16 protein-coding genes are annotated in these 16,910 nt (G+C 73.6%); 9 read left to right on the top strand and 7 right to left on the bottom strand.

Annotated features, from left to right (window positions below; all coding sequences use genetic code 11):
• Window positions 1-200: 200 nt before the first annotated feature.
• Both IH45_RS0130425 and IH45_RS0130420 read right to left on the bottom strand, forming a co-directional pair.
• Window positions 201-584: a VOC family protein gene (locus IH45_RS0130425; RefSeq protein ID WP_030675725.1), complete on the bottom strand. Its 384-nt coding sequence runs from the start codon at window positions 582-584 to the stop codon at window positions 201-203.
• 89 nt (window positions 585-673) lie between these two features.
• Complete coding sequence (locus IH45_RS0130420) at window positions 674-1,258, bottom strand: TetR/AcrR family transcriptional regulator (RefSeq protein ID WP_030675721.1); 585 nt, start codon at window positions 1,256-1,258, stop codon at window positions 674-676.
• 149 nt (window positions 1,259-1,407) lie between these two features.
• Here IH45_RS0130420 and IH45_RS0130415 point away from each other — a divergent pair, with 149 nt between their 5' ends.
• From IH45_RS0130415 to IH45_RS0130390, 6 genes are all read left to right on the top strand, one after another.
• Window positions 1,408-2,283 carry a class I SAM-dependent methyltransferase gene (locus tag IH45_RS0130415; RefSeq protein ID WP_030675718.1) on the top strand — a complete coding sequence of 292 codons (876 nt, stop codon included), beginning with the start codon at window positions 1,408-1,410 and terminating at the stop codon, window positions 2,281-2,283.
• Window positions 2,284-2,607: 324 nt separating this feature from the next.
• Window positions 2,608-4,614, top strand: coding sequence for a sensor histidine kinase (locus IH45_RS0130410; RefSeq protein ID WP_050515292.1), 2,007 nt, complete (start codon window positions 2,608-2,610; stop codon window positions 4,612-4,614).
• The gene (locus tag IH45_RS0130405) at window positions 4,604-5,050 is read left to right on the top strand and encodes a roadblock/LC7 domain-containing protein (protein WP_030675712.1); all 447 of its coding nucleotides are present in this window, start codon (window positions 4,604-4,606) and stop codon (window positions 5,048-5,050) included. Before IH45_RS0130410 ends, IH45_RS0130405 begins: the two co-directional genes overlap by 11 nt.
• Window positions 5,051-5,052: 2 nt before the next feature.
• On the top strand, window positions 5,053-5,463 hold the full coding sequence (locus IH45_RS0130400; protein ID WP_030675710.1) for a DUF742 domain-containing protein: 411 nt from the start codon (window positions 5,053-5,055) through the stop codon (window positions 5,461-5,463).
• Window positions 5,441-6,118 carry a GTP-binding protein gene (locus IH45_RS0130395; protein WP_234440733.1) on the top strand — a complete coding sequence of 226 codons (678 nt, stop codon included), beginning with the start codon at window positions 5,441-5,443 and terminating at the stop codon, window positions 6,116-6,118. Before IH45_RS0130400 ends, IH45_RS0130395 begins: the two co-directional genes overlap by 23 nt.
• Window positions 6,115-6,723: a GAF domain-containing protein gene (locus IH45_RS0130390; protein ID WP_030675706.1), complete on the top strand. Its 609-nt coding sequence runs from the start codon at window positions 6,115-6,117 to the stop codon at window positions 6,721-6,723. The genes IH45_RS0130395 and IH45_RS0130390 overlap by 4 nt, the downstream gene beginning before the upstream one ends.
• A 127-nt stretch (window positions 6,724-6,850) precedes the next feature.
• Here IH45_RS0130390 and IH45_RS0130385 read toward each other — a convergent pair whose 3' ends face one another.
• Window positions 6,851-8,116: an acyl-CoA dehydrogenase family protein gene (locus tag IH45_RS0130385; protein ID WP_032918680.1), complete on the bottom strand. Its 1,266-nt coding sequence runs from the start codon at window positions 8,114-8,116 to the stop codon at window positions 6,851-6,853.
• Window positions 8,117-8,501: 385 nt separating this feature from the next.
• Between IH45_RS0130385 and IH45_RS0130380 the strand changes: the two genes are divergently transcribed.
• Window positions 8,502-9,701, top strand: coding sequence for a Gfo/Idh/MocA family protein (locus tag IH45_RS0130380; RefSeq protein ID WP_030675700.1), 1,200 nt, complete (start codon window positions 8,502-8,504; stop codon window positions 9,699-9,701).
• Between the two features lie 21 nt (window positions 9,702-9,722).
• Here IH45_RS0130380 and IH45_RS0130375 read toward each other — a convergent pair whose 3' ends face one another.
• Entirely contained in the window at window positions 9,723-12,962 is a 3,240-nt protein-coding gene (locus IH45_RS0130375; protein WP_030675696.1) for an amidohydrolase family protein, read from the bottom strand.
• A 271-nt stretch (window positions 12,963-13,233) separates the two neighbouring features.
• Here IH45_RS0130375 and IH45_RS0130370 point away from each other — a divergent pair, with 271 nt between their 5' ends.
• Window positions 13,234-14,157 (top strand): alpha/beta fold hydrolase, encoded by a 924-nt coding sequence (locus IH45_RS0130370; RefSeq protein ID WP_030675693.1) that lies wholly within the window; start codon window positions 13,234-13,236, stop codon window positions 14,155-14,157.
• Between the two features lie 26 nt (window positions 14,158-14,183).
• On the opposite strand, the gene IH45_RS0130365 is transcribed toward IH45_RS0130370, so the two are convergent.
• A complete protein-coding gene (locus IH45_RS0130365; RefSeq protein WP_030675691.1) occupies window positions 14,184-15,086 on the bottom strand; it encodes a transketolase family protein in 903 nt (300 codons plus the stop codon).
• 106 nt (window positions 15,087-15,192) lie between these two features.
• Window positions 15,193-15,990, bottom strand: coding sequence for a thiamine pyrophosphate-dependent enzyme (locus IH45_RS0130360; protein ID WP_030675688.1), 798 nt, complete (start codon window positions 15,988-15,990; stop codon window positions 15,193-15,195).
• A 54-nt stretch (window positions 15,991-16,044) separates the two neighbouring features.
• Between IH45_RS0130360 and soxR the strand changes: the two genes are divergently transcribed.
• Window positions 16,045-16,542, top strand: coding sequence for a redox-sensitive transcriptional activator SoxR (gene soxR / locus IH45_RS0130355; protein WP_030675678.1), 498 nt, complete (start codon window positions 16,045-16,047; stop codon window positions 16,540-16,542).
• On the opposite strand, the gene IH45_RS0130350 is transcribed toward soxR, so the two are convergent.
• Complete coding sequence (locus IH45_RS0130350) at window positions 16,523-16,816, bottom strand: YiaA/YiaB family inner membrane protein (protein WP_030675677.1); 294 nt, start codon at window positions 16,814-16,816, stop codon at window positions 16,523-16,525. The genes soxR and IH45_RS0130350 overlap by 20 nt on opposite strands.
• Between the last annotated feature and the right edge of the window lie 94 nt (window positions 16,817-16,910).

Here is a 16,910-nt window from a genome sequence, read left to right as displayed (position 1 = left end):
AACGGCGGCGCTCGCGAGAAGAAGCGCGGCACTGAGCCGTCTTCGCTGCCGGGTCGCGGATGCGGATATGGACGCGCAGGCGAATTTGGGCATGCGGCTCACTCTGCCATGGGGTTCGCGCGCGGGGGTGGGGACGCGGTACACGCCCTGTGGCGGCGGAAGCGGTGGTGGCGGTACGTAGCGCACTACGCAATCCCCGCTTACTCGGACCGGACCCGGCCACGCAGAAGGCAGAATTCATTGCCCTCCGGGTCCGCCAGAACGCGCCGGCTCCCGGTGCCGGTCCGGCCGCTGTCGGCGGGCCTGGCGCCGAGGGCGAGCAGGCGCTCCAGCTCGGCGTCCTGGTCGCGGTCGGTGGCGTTGACGTCGATGCGCAGGCGGAGTTGTCCGGGCAGCGGGTCGCTGCCGGAGCTGAGGACGAGGGTGGGCCGCGGGCCGCCGAAGCCGGTGCCGGGCGGGCCGATCTCGATGCTTCCGTCGTCCTCCCGGCCGAGTTCGACGTAGCCGAGGACCTCGCTCCAGAATGCGGCGAGCCGTTCGGGGTCGGCGCATTCGATGACCAACTCGCTGATACGGCATGCCATGCCGTCAGTGTACCGAGTACACGGCCAGCCGGTGTACCGAGTACACGAAGCCGGTGTACCGAGTACACGGGCGGCCCGGCGGAACCGCTCTATCCCCCGACCAACGCCTTCACCAGCCGTGACATCGAGGGCTGTGGGGCGGGCGCACCCGGCCAGCCGGTCATCAGGAGGTGGTGGGCAGCGCCGACGACGGCGAGTGCCACGGCGTCCGGATCGACGGTCTCCGCCACGCGGCCGAGGTGCTGTTCGGCCCTGAGGTAGCCGGTGACGGCCTCCTGGATCGCGTGGAAGCCGGGGGCTCCGCTCTCCAGGGCCTCGCGTATGCGCAGCGTGGCGGTGGGGCGGGCCATGGCGAGGCCGGACAGGGACGGGCCGCCGGACTCGAACAGCGCGAGGGTGACGGCTTCGAGGTTTCCGGCCACCGTGCCCTGGCCGACGAGCCCGGACAGGGCCCGCGCCTTCGCGGCCGTACGCGCGAACCGGTTGAGGCAGAGCTCGGCCACGAACTCGTCGAACCCCGCGAAGCGCGCGTGCAGCAGCCCCTTGGCGCAGCCCGCCTCCGTGGTGACGGCCCGGCTGGTGAGCGCGCCGGGGCCGTCCCGTTCCACGATGCGTTCGGCGGCCGCGAACAGCCGCTCGCTCACGTCCGGTGTCGCCACTCCGCGCGGTGACATGGTCCTCGGTCCTCGCTTCCGTCGCCCGGCCGTCGCCCCGTTTCCGAGGCGGTCAACTGCGTCGATGATACGGGAGATTGCGGGTTTGGGCGCGTGCCCATACTGTTTGGGCACGCGCCCATTCTCGTCGTCCGGAAGCGGAGGCACCCGTGTCGTACATCGTCAACACCGAGCAGGCGCAGGCCTGGAACGGTCCGGAAGGTGCCCACTGGGCACGCAACCAGGACCGCTGGAACGCCGTGAACGCGGGCTTCAACACCCCGCTCCTCGACGCCGCGCGGATCGCCGGAGACAGCCGGGTCCTGGACCTCGGCTGCGGCTCGGGACAGACCACGCGCCTCGCCGCGCTCCGGGCGCCCGAGGGGCACGCGGTGGGGCTCGACCTGTCCGGCCCGATGCTGGCCGGAGCGAGGGCCCGCGCGGAGGGGGAGGGCGTCGCCAACGTTGCGTTCGTACAGGGTGACGCGCAGGCATACGACTTCGGGCCCGGCGCGTTCGACGCGGCGATCAGCCGTTACGGCGTGATGTTCTACGCCGATCCCGTCGCGGCGTTCGGCAACGTAGGCCGGGCGCTGCGGCCCGGCGGCCGCCTGGCGTTCGTCTGCCCGGCCGACGCCGCGCTCAACGAGTGGGTGGCGGCCGTGGCGTCGCTGCGCGACATCGTGCCGGTCGGTGACTTCGGGCGGCCGGGGCTGCCCGGCATGTTCTCCCTGGCCGCCCCGGACCGCATCCGCGAAGTCCTCACCGCGGCCGGATTCACCGGCGTCGCCATCAGGCAGGTGGAGGCGTACGGCGAGTGGGGCCACGGGGCCGCGGACGCGGCGGAGTTCGTGCTGGGCACCGGGCCCGGCCGTCACCTGATGGAGCAGGCCGACGCGCCCGCGCGCACCCGGGCCCGCCGTACGTTGACCGAGCACCTGCGGGCCCACGAGGCGGCGGACGGCACCGTACGGCTGCTCAGTACGTCGTGGCTGGTCACGGCGGACCGCCCGGCCGGGCCGCCGGCTGCCTGCCCGTCTGCGTGATCTCCCCGGCATCCGGCGGGGCGCTGCGCCCGCCGGCCGGAGCCGGCCGCGGGCGGCGTCTGATCACGTGACGTCGGGGCAACGGGGCACACTCGGCCGGAGCGTGCGCGGCCGGCGCACGCTCCGTCGGCCGGGCGCCGCGGCGTCGGCGCAAACCGGGTTGGCTGAACGGGAGTTCGGGCGAATGCGTACTGGCGTGCGGTGGCGCCCCTCGGGGGGAGGTGGCGTGGGGTAGCGAAACGCTGAAGTGCGCCCAAGCCCCACCCCCGTAACAACTAGCGTGCGTGCTCCGCGAACAGCCGACGGCCGATCCGGAGGGCGCCGATGCCTGCTGCATTCCCCCAGGGGACTCCTGCCATCCAGGAGATCCAGGGTTCCCCGGGCTCCCCCCAGGGGGCGGAGTCCGCGCCGGCGGGCCCCCGGCGCCGGGAGCGGGAGGGCGGGCGGCACGGCCGGGCCGCGTTCCCGGAAACGGCCGCCGACTCGGCGATACGGGCCCGCCTGGTGCGGCTTGCCGCCGTGCCCTGCCTCCTGGTCGCTGCCACCTGCTCGGCCGCCACCGCCTTCGTCGTACGGGTCGGCGGCACCGAGCTGACCGGCCGCGACTGGACCGTACTGCTCGGCGCCTGCGCCGTGGTCTGCGCCGTCGTGACGGCCGCCGGCACCGCGGCCAACAACGAGGCACGCGCCGCCGTCGCCCGCTACGCGCGCCTGCGCGAGGTCTGCGCCCGCGGCCGCCACGACCTCCACGACCTGCTGGACCACGTCCGCGAGGGCGAGTGGCTGCAGCAGCCCGAGCGCGAACCGGCCGCGGTGCCGCCCGCCGGCGATGCCCTCGACCTGCTCGCCCACGAGGTGGCAGAGGCGGGCCGGGCGGCCGAGGCGGCGGTCCTGGAGGGCGTGGCCATCGCCCGCGGCAACGCCAGCGGCAACGAGCAGAAGGTCGAGGTCTTCGTGAACCTCGCCCGGCGCCTGCAGTCCCTGGTCCACCGCGAGATTGAGCTGCTGGACGAGCTGGAGAACCAGGTCGAGGACCCCGACCTGCTCAAGTCGATCTTCCACGTCGACCACCTCGCCACCCGCATCCGCCGCCACGCCGAGAACCTCGCCGTCCTCGGCGGCGCCATCTCCCGCCGCCAGTGGAGCCGCCCGGTCACCATGACCGAGGTGCTGCGCTCCTCCATCGCCGAGGTCGAGCAGTACCCGCGGATCAAGCTGGTGCCGCCCATCGAGGGCACACTGCGCGGCCACGCCGTCGCCGACGTCATCCACCTGCTCGCCGAACTCGTCGAGAACGCCACCGTCTACTCCTCCCCCCAGACGAGCGTCCTGCTGCGCGCCCAGCTGGTCACGGCCGGCCTCGCCGTCGAGGTCGAGGACCGCGGCCTGGGCATGTCCCTGGACGAGCAGACCCGGATGAACGGACTGCTCGCCGACCCCGACCACGTCGACGTGGCCGAGCTGCTGAGCGACGGCCGCATCGGGCTCTTCGTCGTCTCCTCGCTCGCTCGGCGGCACGGCATCGTGGTCCGCCTGCAGAGCAACATCTACGGCGGCGTACAGGCCGTCCTCGTCGTACCGAAGGGCCTGCTCGGCCCGGAGACCGAGCGGGGGCAGGGCGACGAGCCGTTCGCGGACGCCGGGGACGTCGACCTGACGGTCCCGGAGCCGCGCACCCTCGTCGGCGCCGACACGTCCGGGTACCGCAGCCCGTACGACGAGGACGGCGACGCCCCGCGCGGTCCGCGCCGGCGCCTCGTCCAGGCCGCACACGGTGCGCCCGTGGCCGGGACCGCCGAAGGCGCGTACCCGGACATCGTGTACGGCGACGGCGTGTGGCCCAGCGCCACCGACACCCCGCACGCCGGGACGCGCGCCGTGCACGCCACCGCGGCACCGGCCGACGGACCGTACCCGACCGGTGCGCACCGCGCCCCCGACCCCCTCACCGGCGCGGACCGGCACCCGGACCCGCACCACCCCGTCCCGCCCGCCGCGGCCGACCCGGGCCCGCTCCTCATGCCGCCCGCCCCGCCCGCCGCGGACGACGGCGACCGCCCCAGCCTGCCGCGCCGCCGCAAGCAGGAGCACCTGGTGCCGCAGCTGCGCGGCGACCCGATCCTGCCCTCCGCCGGGCGCCGCGACGGCAGGCCCGAACCCGAACACGACCCCGGTCTGATGGCCGCGTTCCGGCGCGGCATCAGCCTCGCCGACGAAAGCTACGGCAGTCCCGCCGACCACGACGGTTTCGACAGTTACCGGGCCGGTACCGAAGCCGGCCACGACAGGACCGACCCCCGCCGAGGAGACGACCGCGACCATGGTGAGTGACGTGCACACGCAGGCCCATGCCCTGCACGGGAGCCAGCACACCGACCTGTCCTGGCTGCTGACCGGACTCGTCAACCGCGTACCGCATGCGACCAGCGCGCTTCTGCTGTCCTCCGACGGGCTGGTCAAAGCGGCCCACGGCTTCGACCCGGACAGCGCCGACCACCTGGCCGCCCTCTCCTCCGGCCTGTACTCCCTCGCCCGCAGCGCGGGGGTGCGCTTCGGCAACGGCGACGACGTGCTCCAGGTCGTCGTCGAGCTGGAGAGCACCTTCCTGTTCGTCTCCAAGGCCGGGTCCGGCGCGTGCCTGGCCGTGCTGGCCGGCCGGGACGCCGATGTCGCGGTCCTCGGCTACGAGATGGGGATGCTGGTCAAGAGCGTGCGGCCCTACCTCGCGACGCCGGTGCGACAGCAGACCCGCGCGGGCGGTCGCTGAGCATGGGCGTACGGCGCCGCCGCAGGGCGGGCCGCGAGATCCCGTGGCTGGACGACGAGGCCGGCCGCCTGATCCGTCCGTACACGGTCAGCAACGGCCGGACCCGGCCGACCGCGCACTTCGACCTGCTGACCATGGTCATAGCCACCGGCAAACGGCCCGCCACCTGCCAGGGACCCGACTACGCGCAGGTGCTCGGGCTGTGCGGCGGCCCGGTGTCGGTCGCCGAGATCGCCGCGCACATACGTCTGCCCGCCGTGATCACCAAGGTCCTGCTGGCCGACCTCGTCGAGTGCGGGGCGCTCGCCGCCCGCGCGCCCGTACCGGTGGGCGTCTGCGTGCCGGACTCCCCGAACCGTACCGACCGAGCCCTGCTGGAGGCGGTGTTGCATGGACTACGCAAACGGCTTTGACGCCCTGTCCGCCGATGCCCGGCTCCCGTCCGCCGGCCGCACGTCCGGCCGCCCGGCCCTCGCGGTGCCGGCCCCCGCCGCCGACCCCTTCCCGCTGGCGCTGAAGATCCTCGTCGCCGGGGGCTTCGGCGTGGGCAAGACGACCTTCGTCGGGGCGGTCAGCGAGATCGAACCGCTCAGCACGGAAGAGCTGCTCACCCAGGTCGGTGTGGGCACGGACGACCTGGCGGGCGTCGAGGACAAGAACACCACCACCGTCGCCATGGACTTCGGCCGCATCACCCTCGGCCGCGGGGAGCACGTCCTCTACCTCTTCGGCACCCCGGGCCAGGAACGCTTCTGGTTCCTGTGGGACGAACTGTCCAACGGGGCGCTCGGCGCCGTCATCCTCGCCGACACCCGCCGCCTGGACCAGTGCTTCGCCGCCGTCGACTTCTTCGAACGGCGCGGAATCGCCTTCGTCGTCGCCGTCAACGAGTTCGACGGCGCGTACCACTACGAGCCGGACGAGGTACGCACCGCCATGGACCTCGACCCCGGCACCCCGGTCGTGCTCTGCGACGCGCGCCAGTGCAGTTCATCCACCCACGTCCTGGTCTCGCTCGTGCAGCACCTGCTGTCCCCCGCCCTCGCCGCCACCCCGGAGCTCCCGTGACCCGTCCCGTCCCGCGCGCGTCGTACGCCTCCTACGACCCCACGCGCCATCTGCTGCTCACCCCGGAGGACCACGAGGCGCCGGCCCGCGTCGCCCGGCTGCGCGAACTGGGCATCGGCGACGCGCCGCTGCCCGCCTTCGACGAGTTCGCGCGCAAGCTGGCCCGGACGACCCGGGCGCCGTACGCCATGGTCAACTTCATCGACGAGCACCGGCAGTACTTCGCCGGGCTCTACACGCCCGAAAGCGACCAGGCGCCCGTCGAACTGCGCCCCGCCCCACCCAGCGCGCAGCCCGGCCGGGTGATGGCCCGCGACCACGGCTACTGCCCGCACGTCATCGTCCGCCGCAAGGCGCTCGTGCTGGAGGACGTCTGCGACTACCCGCGCTTCGCGGGCAACCCGGTCGTGGACGAGATCGGCATCCGCTCCTACCTGGGCGCCCCGCTCATCGACCGTACGGGCATGGGGCTCGGCACGGTCTGCGTGGTGGACCTCGAACGCCGCCCGTGGGGACGCGAGGGCCTGGAGACCATCAAGTCGATGGCGGCCGAACTCGTCGAGCAGATCCACCGCATGGAGCGGCAGCACACCGAGGAAGGCTGAGACCGCGCACCACGGAACCGAAGGCCGTACCGCCCCTTCCGGACGCAGCTGCCGGGAGGAGCGGCACGGGCTTCGGCGTACGGTGTGGCCCCACGGGGCGCTGACCGGGGAGTGGCCCCACGGGGCGCTAACCGGCCGGCTGCAACTCTGTCCGCTCCCACGAGCGGGCAGCGGACGCTGCCCCCTCGTCCGTGTCTTCTTCCGCCGCTTCCATGCGCACCACGTCCGCCAGTCGGGTGGACCACTCGCCCTTGGCGGTGCCGAGCGCCAGCTCGCCCAGGCGCAGCAGCTGGATGTCGGAGGTCCCGGCCGGGGCGAGGATGTGGTGCGCGTCGCGCAGGTAGCGTTCCACCGGCCGGTCCGTGAACAGCCCGCAGGCGGCGTGGATGTCCATCGCGTCGCGCGCCGATTCCAGCGCGCTCTCGACGTTGACCAGCTTGGCGTTCATCAGCTCCGCGTCGCACGGCAGTCCCTGGTCGAGGAGGTGGACGGCGTGGTACGCGGCCAGCCGGGCGAGCAGCAGCCGGGACTGGATCCGGCCGAGCTTGATCTTGACGGTGCCGAGGTCCGCCAGTGGCTTGCCGTATCGTTCCCGCTCGGTGCAGAACCGCGAGGTCTCGTCCAGCACGGCCTGGTGGATGCCGAGCGACACCGCGGTCAGGTTCGGCCGGCCGTACAGCACGCTGGAGGAGTAGGCGACGGCCAGCCCGTCGCCCTCGCGGCCGAGAAGGTTCGCCGCCGGCACCCGGCAGTCCTCGAAGAACAGCTCGCCGAAGCCGAAGCCGTGCAGCCCCATCGCCGGCCGCTGCGCGCCGACCCGGACGCCCGGCCGGTCCGCCTCCACCAGGAACGCCGACAGGCCCGCGGAGCCCTCGCCGGTGCGCAGGACGACGCCGTGCAGATCGCCGACGTGGCTGTTGCCGACGTAGATCTTGCGGCCGTTGAGGACGTAGGCGTCGCCGTCGCGGACCGCCGTGCCGGTCATGCCGAGCACATGGCCGCCCGACTGCGGCTCGGTGACCGCGATGGTCGGCAGGCACTCGCCCGCGGCGATGGCCGGCAGCCAGGTCTTCTTCTGCTCCTCGCTGCCGAAGTGGATGATCTTCGCGGCGCCGAGCTGGGACGCCTGCACCATGGCGCCCATGGCGCCGCTGACCCGCGACAGCTCCTCGATGATGAGGGTCTTGGCCAGGTGTCCGGCGCCCATCCCGCCGTAGGCGCGGTGCACGGTCGCGCCGATCCAGCCCTGGCGGGCGATCCGGCGCGACAGGTCGTGGCACACCGTGCGGGCCGCCTCCATCCCGGCTATCCGGGGCCGGACCTCGCGCTCGGCGAAGTCCCGCACCCGGCGCCGGAGCGCTTCGTGCCGCTGGTCGGTGAAGTAGCGATGCAAGACGAGCCTCCTTGGCTGAACGCCCCCGCGCGGTGCTGCTGCTTGCTTCGCCGGACGGCGCGCTCCGGGCGTACGCCGCCGGTCGCCTGGTCCCCTGCCGTGCCGTTCCGGACCGTCATCGGTTGCTTACCTCGTGCAATACCCGTTGGCATACCTGCTGCACGGCGCATAAAACATCAACTCCGTGCATTTATGCGAGCAATAGGAGTGCGAAGAACACATTCACCACCCCTGTGGTCTACGGTGCGGGGAGCACGTCCGGCGGTGTTCTCCGGAGGGTGGCGAAGGTCGGCGCGAAGGCGGGGCCCGGGGCCCCTCCCCACCCGCCGTTCCTTGGTCCCGTACCCCGCCGACCATGGAGTCCGTCCGATCGAGGAGGCACCTCATGACCGACGACCTGCGTCTGGGCGTCATCGGATTCGGCCTGCGCGGCGACCTCGCGCTCACCGCCCACCGGCCGGGGTACGGCGCCCGGGTCGCCGCGGTGGCCGACACCGACCCGGACGCGCTGGCGTACGCGACCCGGCGCCTGCCCGGCGCCGAGGCGTTCGCCGACCACCGCGCGCTCCTGGACCACCCGGATCTCGACGCGCTGCTCGTCCTGACCCCCGACCACACCCACGCGGACCTGGCGTGCCAGGCCTTAGGCGCGGGCCGCCCCGTCTTCGTGGAGAAACCCCTCGCGATCTCCGTCGAGGACTGCGACACGATCCTGCGGACCGCCCACGACACCGGCACCCGCCTGTACGTGGGCCACAACATGCGCCACATGCCGGTCATCCGGCTGATGCGGGAACTGATCACCCGCGGCGACATCGGCCGCGTGCAGACCGTATGGGTACGCCACTTCGTCGGGCACGGCGGCGACTACTACTTCAAGGACTGGCACGCCGAGCGGCGCCACACCAACGGCCTGCTGCTCCAGAAGGGCGCGCACGACCTGGACGCGCTGCACTGGCTCGCGGGCGGCTATGCGCGCCAGGTGCAGGCGCTGGGCGAACTGATGGTGTACGACGATCCGGACATGCGGCGGGCACCGGGCGAACCCCGCCCCGAGGACTGGATCGAGCACGACGCGCACTGGCCGCCCAGGAGCCAGCGCGGCCTGAGCCCGCGGATCGACGTCGAGGACGTCTCCTTGGTCAACATGCGCCTGGACAACGGGGTGCTGGCCGCCTACCAGCAGTGTCATTTCAGTCCCGATTACTGGAGAAACTACACCGTCATCGGGGATGCGGGCCGCCTGGAGAACTTCGGGGACGGGCCGGGCGGTTCGGTACGGGTGTGGAACTCCCGCCAGTCCGGCTACCGCGCCGACGCCGACGCGGTCTACCAGCTGCCGGCCGGTGAGACGGACGACGAGGCGGGGCACGGCGGCGCCGACCCGCTGCTGGTCGACGAGTTCCTGCGGTTCGTACGGCACGGCGGGCGCACCGACACCTCACCGGTGGCGGCCCGGATGGCGGTGGCGGCGGGCGCCCTGGCCACCGCCTCGCTCCGGGACGGCGGCACCCCGCGTGAGGTGCCGCCGCTGGACCCGGTGCTGGTGGACTACTTCGAGCGGGGCCAGACCAAGGAGGAGTGAGGACGCCCGCCCCCGGGCGCCTCAGCCCCCGCAGCAGGAATCGCGCCGGTGCCGCCGACCCACCGCCAGCCAGTCCGCTTCCCGCGCCGCGGCCCGGACCGCGCGGGTGGTGGGCGCGGGGAAGGCCGCCACCAGGTCCTGCTGCTCGTACAGCCGCCCGCCGCGCAGCACCGCGGCCGTACGCACCAGCGAGTCGAAGTCGGTGAACGGGTCGCCGTCCACGATCACCAGGTCGGCCAGCTTGCCCTCCTCCAGCGTGCCCAGGTCCCGGTCCGCGCCGAAGACGCGGGCCGGGAGCGCGGTGGCGGTGCGCAGGGCCTGCGCGGGGGTGAGCCCGTAGCGGTGCAGGGCGCGCAGTGCTAGATGCAGGTGGAGGCCGACCGCCGTCAGCGGCTGGTCGGTGCCCAGCGCGACGAGCCCGCCGCCGCGCAGCACCCGCCGGTAGACGCCGACTTCGGTCTCGATGTCGCCCAGCTGCTTCGGAGTGGGCCGGTGGCCCGCGTTCTCCCGCACCAGCGCGGCGTCCCACGGCGGCATGAGCGTCGTGACCCGGGCGTCGTCGGCGAGCCCGGGGTCGGCGCCCAGCAGGACGGACGCGGTGAACGGGGTGGCGATGAGGTGGAAGTCGGTGGCGGTGTAGATCTCCTCCACGTCCTCGTACGCGTGCCCGGTGGCGGAGACCGCGTGCCCGAATTCCAGGCGCTGGGTGGCCTGAAGATGGGTCGTCAGGTCCTGGCCGAGCTGCACGCCGGGCGACAGCAGATGGCTGCCGGAGCGCACCCCCAGCCGCTGGTGCGCGAAGCGCGCGGCTTCCGCCATGATCCAGCCGGGGGCCCGTACGTACGTCTTGACGAAGTCCCAGTCGAGTGCGGCGCCCCGCTCCAGCGACCGGCGCAGCCCCTCGCGCGTGCTGTGCGCGCGGCCCATGCTGTATGCGACGCGGCTGCCGTCCAGCAGTTCGCCGCAGGCCAGCAGCCGCGGCCCGGCCAGCGTGCCGGCGGTGACGGCCTCGCGGATACGGGCCTGTTCGTAGGAGAATCCGCCGAACGAGACGGCCGTGGTGATGCCGTAGGCGAGCTGGAGCGCGGTCTGCCGGCCGCCGTACGTCGTCTGCCAGGGGTGGGTGTGCGAGTCCCACAGCCCGGGGATCACCGTCCGCGCGGAGGCGTCGACGCGGCGCGCGGCGCGCCGTCCCGCCGCCCGGCCGTGCGGTTCGACGCCGGTGATCCGGCCGTCCCGCACCACCACGTCGACGTCCTCGCGCACCTCCTCGCCGGTCCCGTCCCAGAACCGGCCCGCGTGCACGACCGTGTCCCGGGCGCGCGTGCCGCGGTGGTCCAGGGCCACCTTGACCGTACGGGCCGGGCCGCCGTGCAGCCCGATCAGCCGCAGCCTGCCCGCCGAGAGGTAGAGCAGCGTACGGGAGTCGCCGGACCAGGACGGGTGGTCGGCGCTCTCGTCGGTCAGCCGGCGCGGGGCGCCGTCGGGCGTGCCGTCCGGCCGTACGGGCAACACCCACAGCGCGGATTCGGCGATCAGCGCCAGCCACCGGCCGTCGGGGGACCAGACCGGCCCGGAGTCGTAGCGGTCGGCGATGGACGGCAGCGTGGTGCCGGGGCCCGGGGTGTGCAGCCGGTCCTTTCCGGTGCGGGTGTCGACGATCCGGATGAGGTTGTAGCCCTCGCGGAAGCGCCGGTTGAGGCGGTTGCGGTCGCAGAACGCCAGGTAGCGGCCGTCCGGCGACCAGCTGGGCCGGCCCGGCACACCGCCGCCGCCCAGCGGCTCGGCGGCCACCCGTTCCGTACCGGCCGCCAGGTCCCGTACGACGAGATTGCCCGACATGTCGATCGCGGCCAGCCGTCCGCCGTCCGGGGACAGCGCGGGCTGTACCCGGCCGCCTTCGGCCAGCACCGTCTCCGCGCCGGTCGCCAGGTCGTGCCGGCGGACCGCGAACAGCCCGTCGCGGTCGTCGGCGTACAGCAGGGAACGGCCGTCCCGGGACCAGCTCGGTCCGAGGACGTACCGGGTGGGGTCGGCCCGTACGAGGCGGCGCGGCCGGCCGCCCGAAGTGGGCACGGTCCAGAGTGAGTTGAGTGCGGCGAAGGCCACCTGCCGCCCGTCGGGGGAGAGCGCGGGCAGGTGCACCCCGCGGACCGGCCGGACGCCCGTGCGCTCGAAGCCGTAGTCCTTGACCTCGTAGCGGGGGCGGCGCACCGGCAGCTCGGCCTTGAAGTCGATCGTTTCCGCGTCGTCCGGCGCGCCGGGCCGCAGCACGGTGAACTGCCCCCCGACGGTCAGCAGCAGCTCCTCGCGCGAGATCCAGCGCGGCGGTACGGGCTCCACGTCGCCGTCGACCGGGACCTGCGCGCCGTCCACGACGAGGGCGCAGGTGGCGCCGGGGCGCTCGGTGGTGCGCAGATAGGCGAGCCGGGCCGCGCCGCCCTTCGCGGCGGGCGCCACCGCCGGGACCATGATCTGGCCGCCGGAGGTGTCGGTGTGCTCGGCCGTGACCTCGCCGCCGCCGTCGGCCCGTACGGACGCGACCGTACGGCTGTCGAGGGCGGTCTCCGAGGCCGTGCCGCGCACGAACCACAGCCGTGCGCCGTCCGGCGACCAGGTGGGGTCGAAGTCCTCCCACGCGCTGTCCTGAAGGGGGCCCCGCTGCCCGGCCCGCCCCGTGACCTGCGTCAGCTTGCGCGTCCGCACGTCCAGGACCCAGATCCGGTACGGGCTGCCCGCCACCGGATCACCGCCCCGCTCGGAGGCGAACGCGAGCCGGGTGCCGTCCGGCGACCAGGCCGGGCCGCGGTCGTCCCACGGCCCGTCGGTCAGCTGCCGCAGGTCCGTGCCGTCGGGGCGCAGCGTCCAGAGGTGGAAGCCGCCGCCGCGGTAGGCGCAGACGGCGATCCGGCTGCCGTCGGGGGAGAAGACGGGCCGGGTGGGCTCCAGATCGGGCGGGGTCAGCGCGCGGGCCTCGCCGCCCCCGCGCGGCACGGACCACAGGACGTTCTGGATCTCGGCGATCAGCCGGTCGCCGGCGGGGGAGAGGGTGGCGGCGCCGTTCGTGGCGGCGGTGAAGGAGAGGGTGGGCAGGCCGGCGGCGTCGGCGGCGTGGGCCGCACCGGTCAGCGGGCCCGGCAGCCCGGCCAGGCCGGTGACCGCCGCCGCCGAGGCCGTCCCCTGCAGGAACCTGCGGCGCGAAAAGGGCCGCGGCGGGCGCGCGGCCGGGGAAGCTTCCTCGGATCTGTGCGTGGTGTCCAACGGTCCTCCAGCTGTGGGGGGTTGCGCGGGTGGGTCGCCGACGGGGGGACGACTGATCGTGTCACGCGCGGACGGCCGGAGGTCAACACTTACCTGGGAGTGTCTGAGGTGCGTCCCAGAGGTGGCCGGGGTGTCGGGGGCCCGGGGGAGGGAGTGGGGGAGAGGATGGGGCCGCAGACCCGCGATGGCGGTTCCCGGTGGCGGGGCCCGGCGCGCCCGCCTCCGCCGCGCTGCCTTCCGTACGCCGTCCCGGCAGTCAGGAGAGTGCGTCATGCAGCCCGTACAGCAGGACTTCCACCAGGCCGCGGACGGCGTCCGCGTCGCCACGTACACCTGGCTGCCGGAGTCGGACCGGCCGCGCGCCCTGGTGCAGATCGCTCACGGAGCGGCCGAACACGCCCGGAGATACGACCGGTTCGCGCGCTTCCTGACCGGACACGGCTATGCGGTGATCGCCTCCGACCACCGGGGCCACGGCGCCACCGCCGCTTCCACCGGCGGCCCCGGAGTCGCCGGTGACGACGGGTGGCGCGCCATCGTCACCGACCTCAAGCACGTCGGCGGCCGGGCCGGCGCCGCCCACCCCGGCCTGCCACTGGTCCTGCTGGGCCACAGCATGGGCTCGATGCTGGCCCGCGACTACGCCCAGGAGTACGGCGCCGACCTGGCCGGACTGGTCCTCACCGGCACCTTCCGCAGCCTGCCCGGTGCCGAGATCGAGACCGGCACCGCCGCCCTGGAGGTGGAGATCGCCGAGCACGGCCGCGCCGCCCGCTCCGGCTTCGTCCCGCATCTCTTCAGCTCCTTCAACGACCCGTACGAGCCCCGCACCGGCTTCGAATGGCTCTCCCGTGACACCGCCGAGGTGGACCGCTACGTGGCCGACGAGCACTGCGGCTTCCCCTTCAGCGCCGGGCTGGCGCTGGACTGGGTACGGGCGGTCCGCAAGGTCAACGACCCGCGCAACCTGGCGCGGATGCCGCTCGGGCTGCCCGTCCACATCGCGGTCGGCGACCAGGACCCCTGCCACCAGCGGCTGACGCACGTCGCCGAGCTCCTGGAGGACTTCCGCTATCTGGGCCTGCGCGATCTGACCTGGCGGGCCTACCCCGGGGCCCGCCACGAGATCCTCAACGAGACCAACCGCGACGAGGTGCAGCGGGACCTGCTGGCCTGGCTGGACGAGCGGGTGTAGGCGCCGGGCGTCCTGCCGGACCGGCCTCACCCGGCGAGGAAGCCGGTGATCCGCTCGCGCAGCGACCGCGCGTCCAGGCCCTGCCCCGCCAGGTGCTCGTCGATCTGCCCGTAGCGGCGCAGCTCCCGGCGGCCGACACCCAGGCCGAGGACGCGGTGCGGCACGTGCGCCAGGGCGTCGTTCGCGTGCCGGGTCGAGGTGCCGTCGTGGTACGGCTCCACGATCACCACGTCCGCCGCCGTCGCCCCGGCCACCGCCGTACGCAGCGCCGCGTCGTCGAAGGGCCGCACGGTCGAGGCGTACAGCACGGTCACGTCCAGGCCCTCGGTGGCGGCGAGGACGTTGTCCAGCATCGGCCCGACCGCGAGCACGACGCCGCCCCGGCCCTCGCGCAGCGTCAGGAAGCGGGCCCCGTCGACCGGCCGTGCCGCCTCGTTGCTCTGTACGGACAGCCGTACGTAGACCTTGTCGTCACCGGCCGCGGCGGCGTGCCGCAGCAGCGTCTCGGCCTCGTCCGGATGTCCGGGGACGTGCACGGTCCAGCCGTCCAGGCTGTCCAGCAGGGCGATGTCGCCCGGCGCCATGTGGGTGAAGCCGCCGGCCGGCCAGTCGTAGGACCCGGCGGCGCTCACCAGCACCCCGCCCACGCCCTGGTGCCCGAGGTCCAGCTTCAGCTGCTCGAAGGGCCGCTCCACCAGGAAGCTGGCGAAGGTGTGCATGATGGGCCGCAGCCCGGTCAGGGCCAGACCGCCGCCCACGCCGATGAGCAGCTGCTCCCTGATGCCGACGTTGACCACCCGCCGGGGGTGGCGCTCGGCGGCCGTGCGGAAGCCGTCCACGCCGATGTCGGCGAGTACGACCGCCAGCCGGGGATCCTCGTCCAGGAGCCGGGTGGTGACCGAGGCGAAACGTTCGCGCATGGTGTCCATGGGAGGGAGACCTTTCGAAGTCGTCAGGGAATGCGATACGGGTGCGGGACAAGAACGACGGGCGACGGGCGCCGGAAGAACAGAGGGACAGAGGTACGGACGCGGCTCAGGCGGCCTCTCCGCGCGGCTCCGGCTCCGCCTCCGACGTGGCCTCCGTCTTCGGCTTCGGATCGCCCGCGTACTCCTTGGGCTCCACCCGGGCGACCACCGCGAGCGGCCGGTCCGGGTGGGGCTGGGTGAAGGCCGCGTACAGCGCTTCGTGGTCGCGGCCGTCCACGGTCGTCGTGGACCAGCCCGCGGCCTCGAAGCGCGAGGCGATCCCGCCGCGCCAGCCGTGTGTCGCCGAGGAGTTGTCGACGACCAGCGCGTGCAGCCGGGACAGGCCGGCGGCGCCCGCGTACGCGATGGCCTCGTGATTGCTGCCCTCGTCCAGCTCGGCGTCGCCGATCAGCACCCAGACCGCCGGGCCGGTGCGCCCCTGGGCGCCCAGGCCCAGCGCGGTGCCCACGGCCAGCGGCAGCCCGTGCCCCAGCGAACCGCTGCCGATCTCCGCGCCCGGCACCAGCAGCCGGTCCGGGTGGTGGCCGAGCGGCGAGTCGTACGAGCCGAAGCCCGGCAGCCACGCGGTGGGGAAGAAGCCCTTCGCGGCGAGCACCGCGTAGTAGGCCATCGGGCCGTGCCCCTTGGAGAGCAGGAAGCGGTCCCGGTCCGGGTCCTCGGCGGTGGCGGGGGAGACGCGCAGCACCCGGTCGTAGAGCACCCACAGGGCGTCGAGGGTGGAGGTGGCGGCCGGGCCGTGCTTCTCGTCCCCGGTCATCAGGCTCATCAGGCCGGGGAGTGCGGAGAAGTCGCCGGCCGGCGAAGTGGTGGTGTCCCGGAGCGTGTCCGTGGTCGTTTTCGTCATGGCAGGAAGCTTGCAACTTCAAGCGCACTTGAAGTCAAGCGCTAATCTTCGGGCATGACTTCACCCCATGACCGCCTTCCGATCGGGGAGCTCGCCGGCCGCAGCGGGCTGGCCGCCTCCGCGCTGCGGTACTACGAGGAACTGGGACTGATCCACTCCGAGCGCACCAGCGGGGGACAGCGCCGCTTCACCCGCGCCACCCTGCGGCGCGTCGCCTTCATCCGGGCGGCCCAGGTGGTCGGCCTCTCCCTGGAGGAGACCAGCGCCGCCCTGGCCAAGCTGCCGCAGGACCGCGCCCCGAACGCGGCCCAGTGGAACAGCGTCGCCCGCACCTGGACCCGCCGCATCGACCAGCAGATCGCCGAACTGGAGGAATTGCGCCGCAAGTTGACCGGTTGCATCGGCTGTGGCTGCCTGAGCCTGCGCAAGTGCGGCCTCTACAACCCCGGCGACGCGGCGGCGGGGAGCGGGGCGGGCGCCCGCTACCTGCTGGGCGAGCGCCCCGACACGGTCGGCGTCGACGCCCCCGGCGTCACACCTGGCCGGGCTTGAAGACGTCCTGCTCGACCATGAGCTTGTCGATCCGTGCCTTGTCCACCCGGTTGGTGACCTCCTCGGCCTCCTGCCGGTCCCGTACGCACTTGGCCAGCGTGAACGCCGACGAGACCACGAAGACCAGCCCCAGCCCGAGGAAGCCCCGCTCCCAGGCGCCCACGGGCAGCTTGACGATGCCCACCATCAGGGCCACCAGGGAGAGCCCGAACGAGATCGCGGACTGGACGAAGAAGGCGGTGGTCGTCGGCCGCTGTATCGATGGAGTGGTCATGCGCGTAGCGTGCCGCCGCCCGCGGGGGGCCGCATGAGTACGCGTACTCATCCCCGTCCGCCTCCGCCTGTCCCCGCCCGCCCCCGTCCCCGTC

This window comes from Streptomyces rimosus subsp. rimosus (assembly GCF_000720725.1).
GTDB lineage: Bacteria > Actinomycetota > Actinomycetes > Streptomycetales > Streptomycetaceae > Streptomyces > Streptomyces rimosus_A.
The sequence above is the reverse complement of the archived record's forward strand: the minus strand, read 5'-3'. Positions and strand labels throughout refer to the sequence as shown.

Excerpts from the sequence above, each read along its gene's own strand:
- IH45_RS0130425 (WP_030675725.1), bottom strand. The coding sequence starts at position 584 with ATGGCATGCCGTATCAGCGAGTTGGTCATCGAATGCGCCGACCCCGAA.
- IH45_RS0130420 (WP_030675721.1), bottom strand. The coding sequence starts at position 1,258 with ATGTCACCGCGCGGAGTGGCGACACCGGACGTGAGCGAGCGGCTGTTC.
- IH45_RS0130410 (WP_050515292.1), top strand. The coding sequence starts at position 2,608 with ATGCCTGCTGCATTCCCCCAGGGGACTCCTGCCATCCAGGAGATCCAG.
- IH45_RS0130405 (WP_030675712.1), top strand. The coding sequence starts at position 4,604 with ATGGTGAGTGACGTGCACACGCAGGCCCATGCCCTGCACGGGAGCCAG.
- IH45_RS0130400 (WP_030675710.1), top strand. The coding sequence starts at position 5,053 with ATGGGCGTACGGCGCCGCCGCAGGGCGGGCCGCGAGATCCCGTGGCTG.
- IH45_RS0130395 (WP_234440733.1), top strand. The coding sequence starts at position 5,441 with ATGGACTACGCAAACGGCTTTGACGCCCTGTCCGCCGATGCCCGGCTC.
- IH45_RS0130380 (WP_030675700.1), top strand. The coding sequence starts at position 8,502 with ATGACCGACGACCTGCGTCTGGGCGTCATCGGATTCGGCCTGCGCGGC.
- IH45_RS0130370 (WP_030675693.1), top strand. The coding sequence starts at position 13,234 with ATGCAGCCCGTACAGCAGGACTTCCACCAGGCCGCGGACGGCGTCCGC.
- IH45_RS0130365 (WP_030675691.1), bottom strand. The coding sequence starts at position 15,086 with ATGGACACCATGCGCGAACGTTTCGCCTCGGTCACCACCCGGCTCCTG.
- IH45_RS0130360 (WP_030675688.1), bottom strand. The coding sequence starts at position 15,990 with ATGACGAAAACGACCACGGACACGCTCCGGGACACCACCACTTCGCCG.
- soxR (WP_030675678.1), top strand. The coding sequence starts at position 16,045 with ATGACTTCACCCCATGACCGCCTTCCGATCGGGGAGCTCGCCGGCCGC.
- IH45_RS0130350 (WP_030675677.1), bottom strand. The coding sequence starts at position 16,816 with ATGACCACTCCATCGATACAGCGGCCGACGACCACCGCCTTCTTCGTC.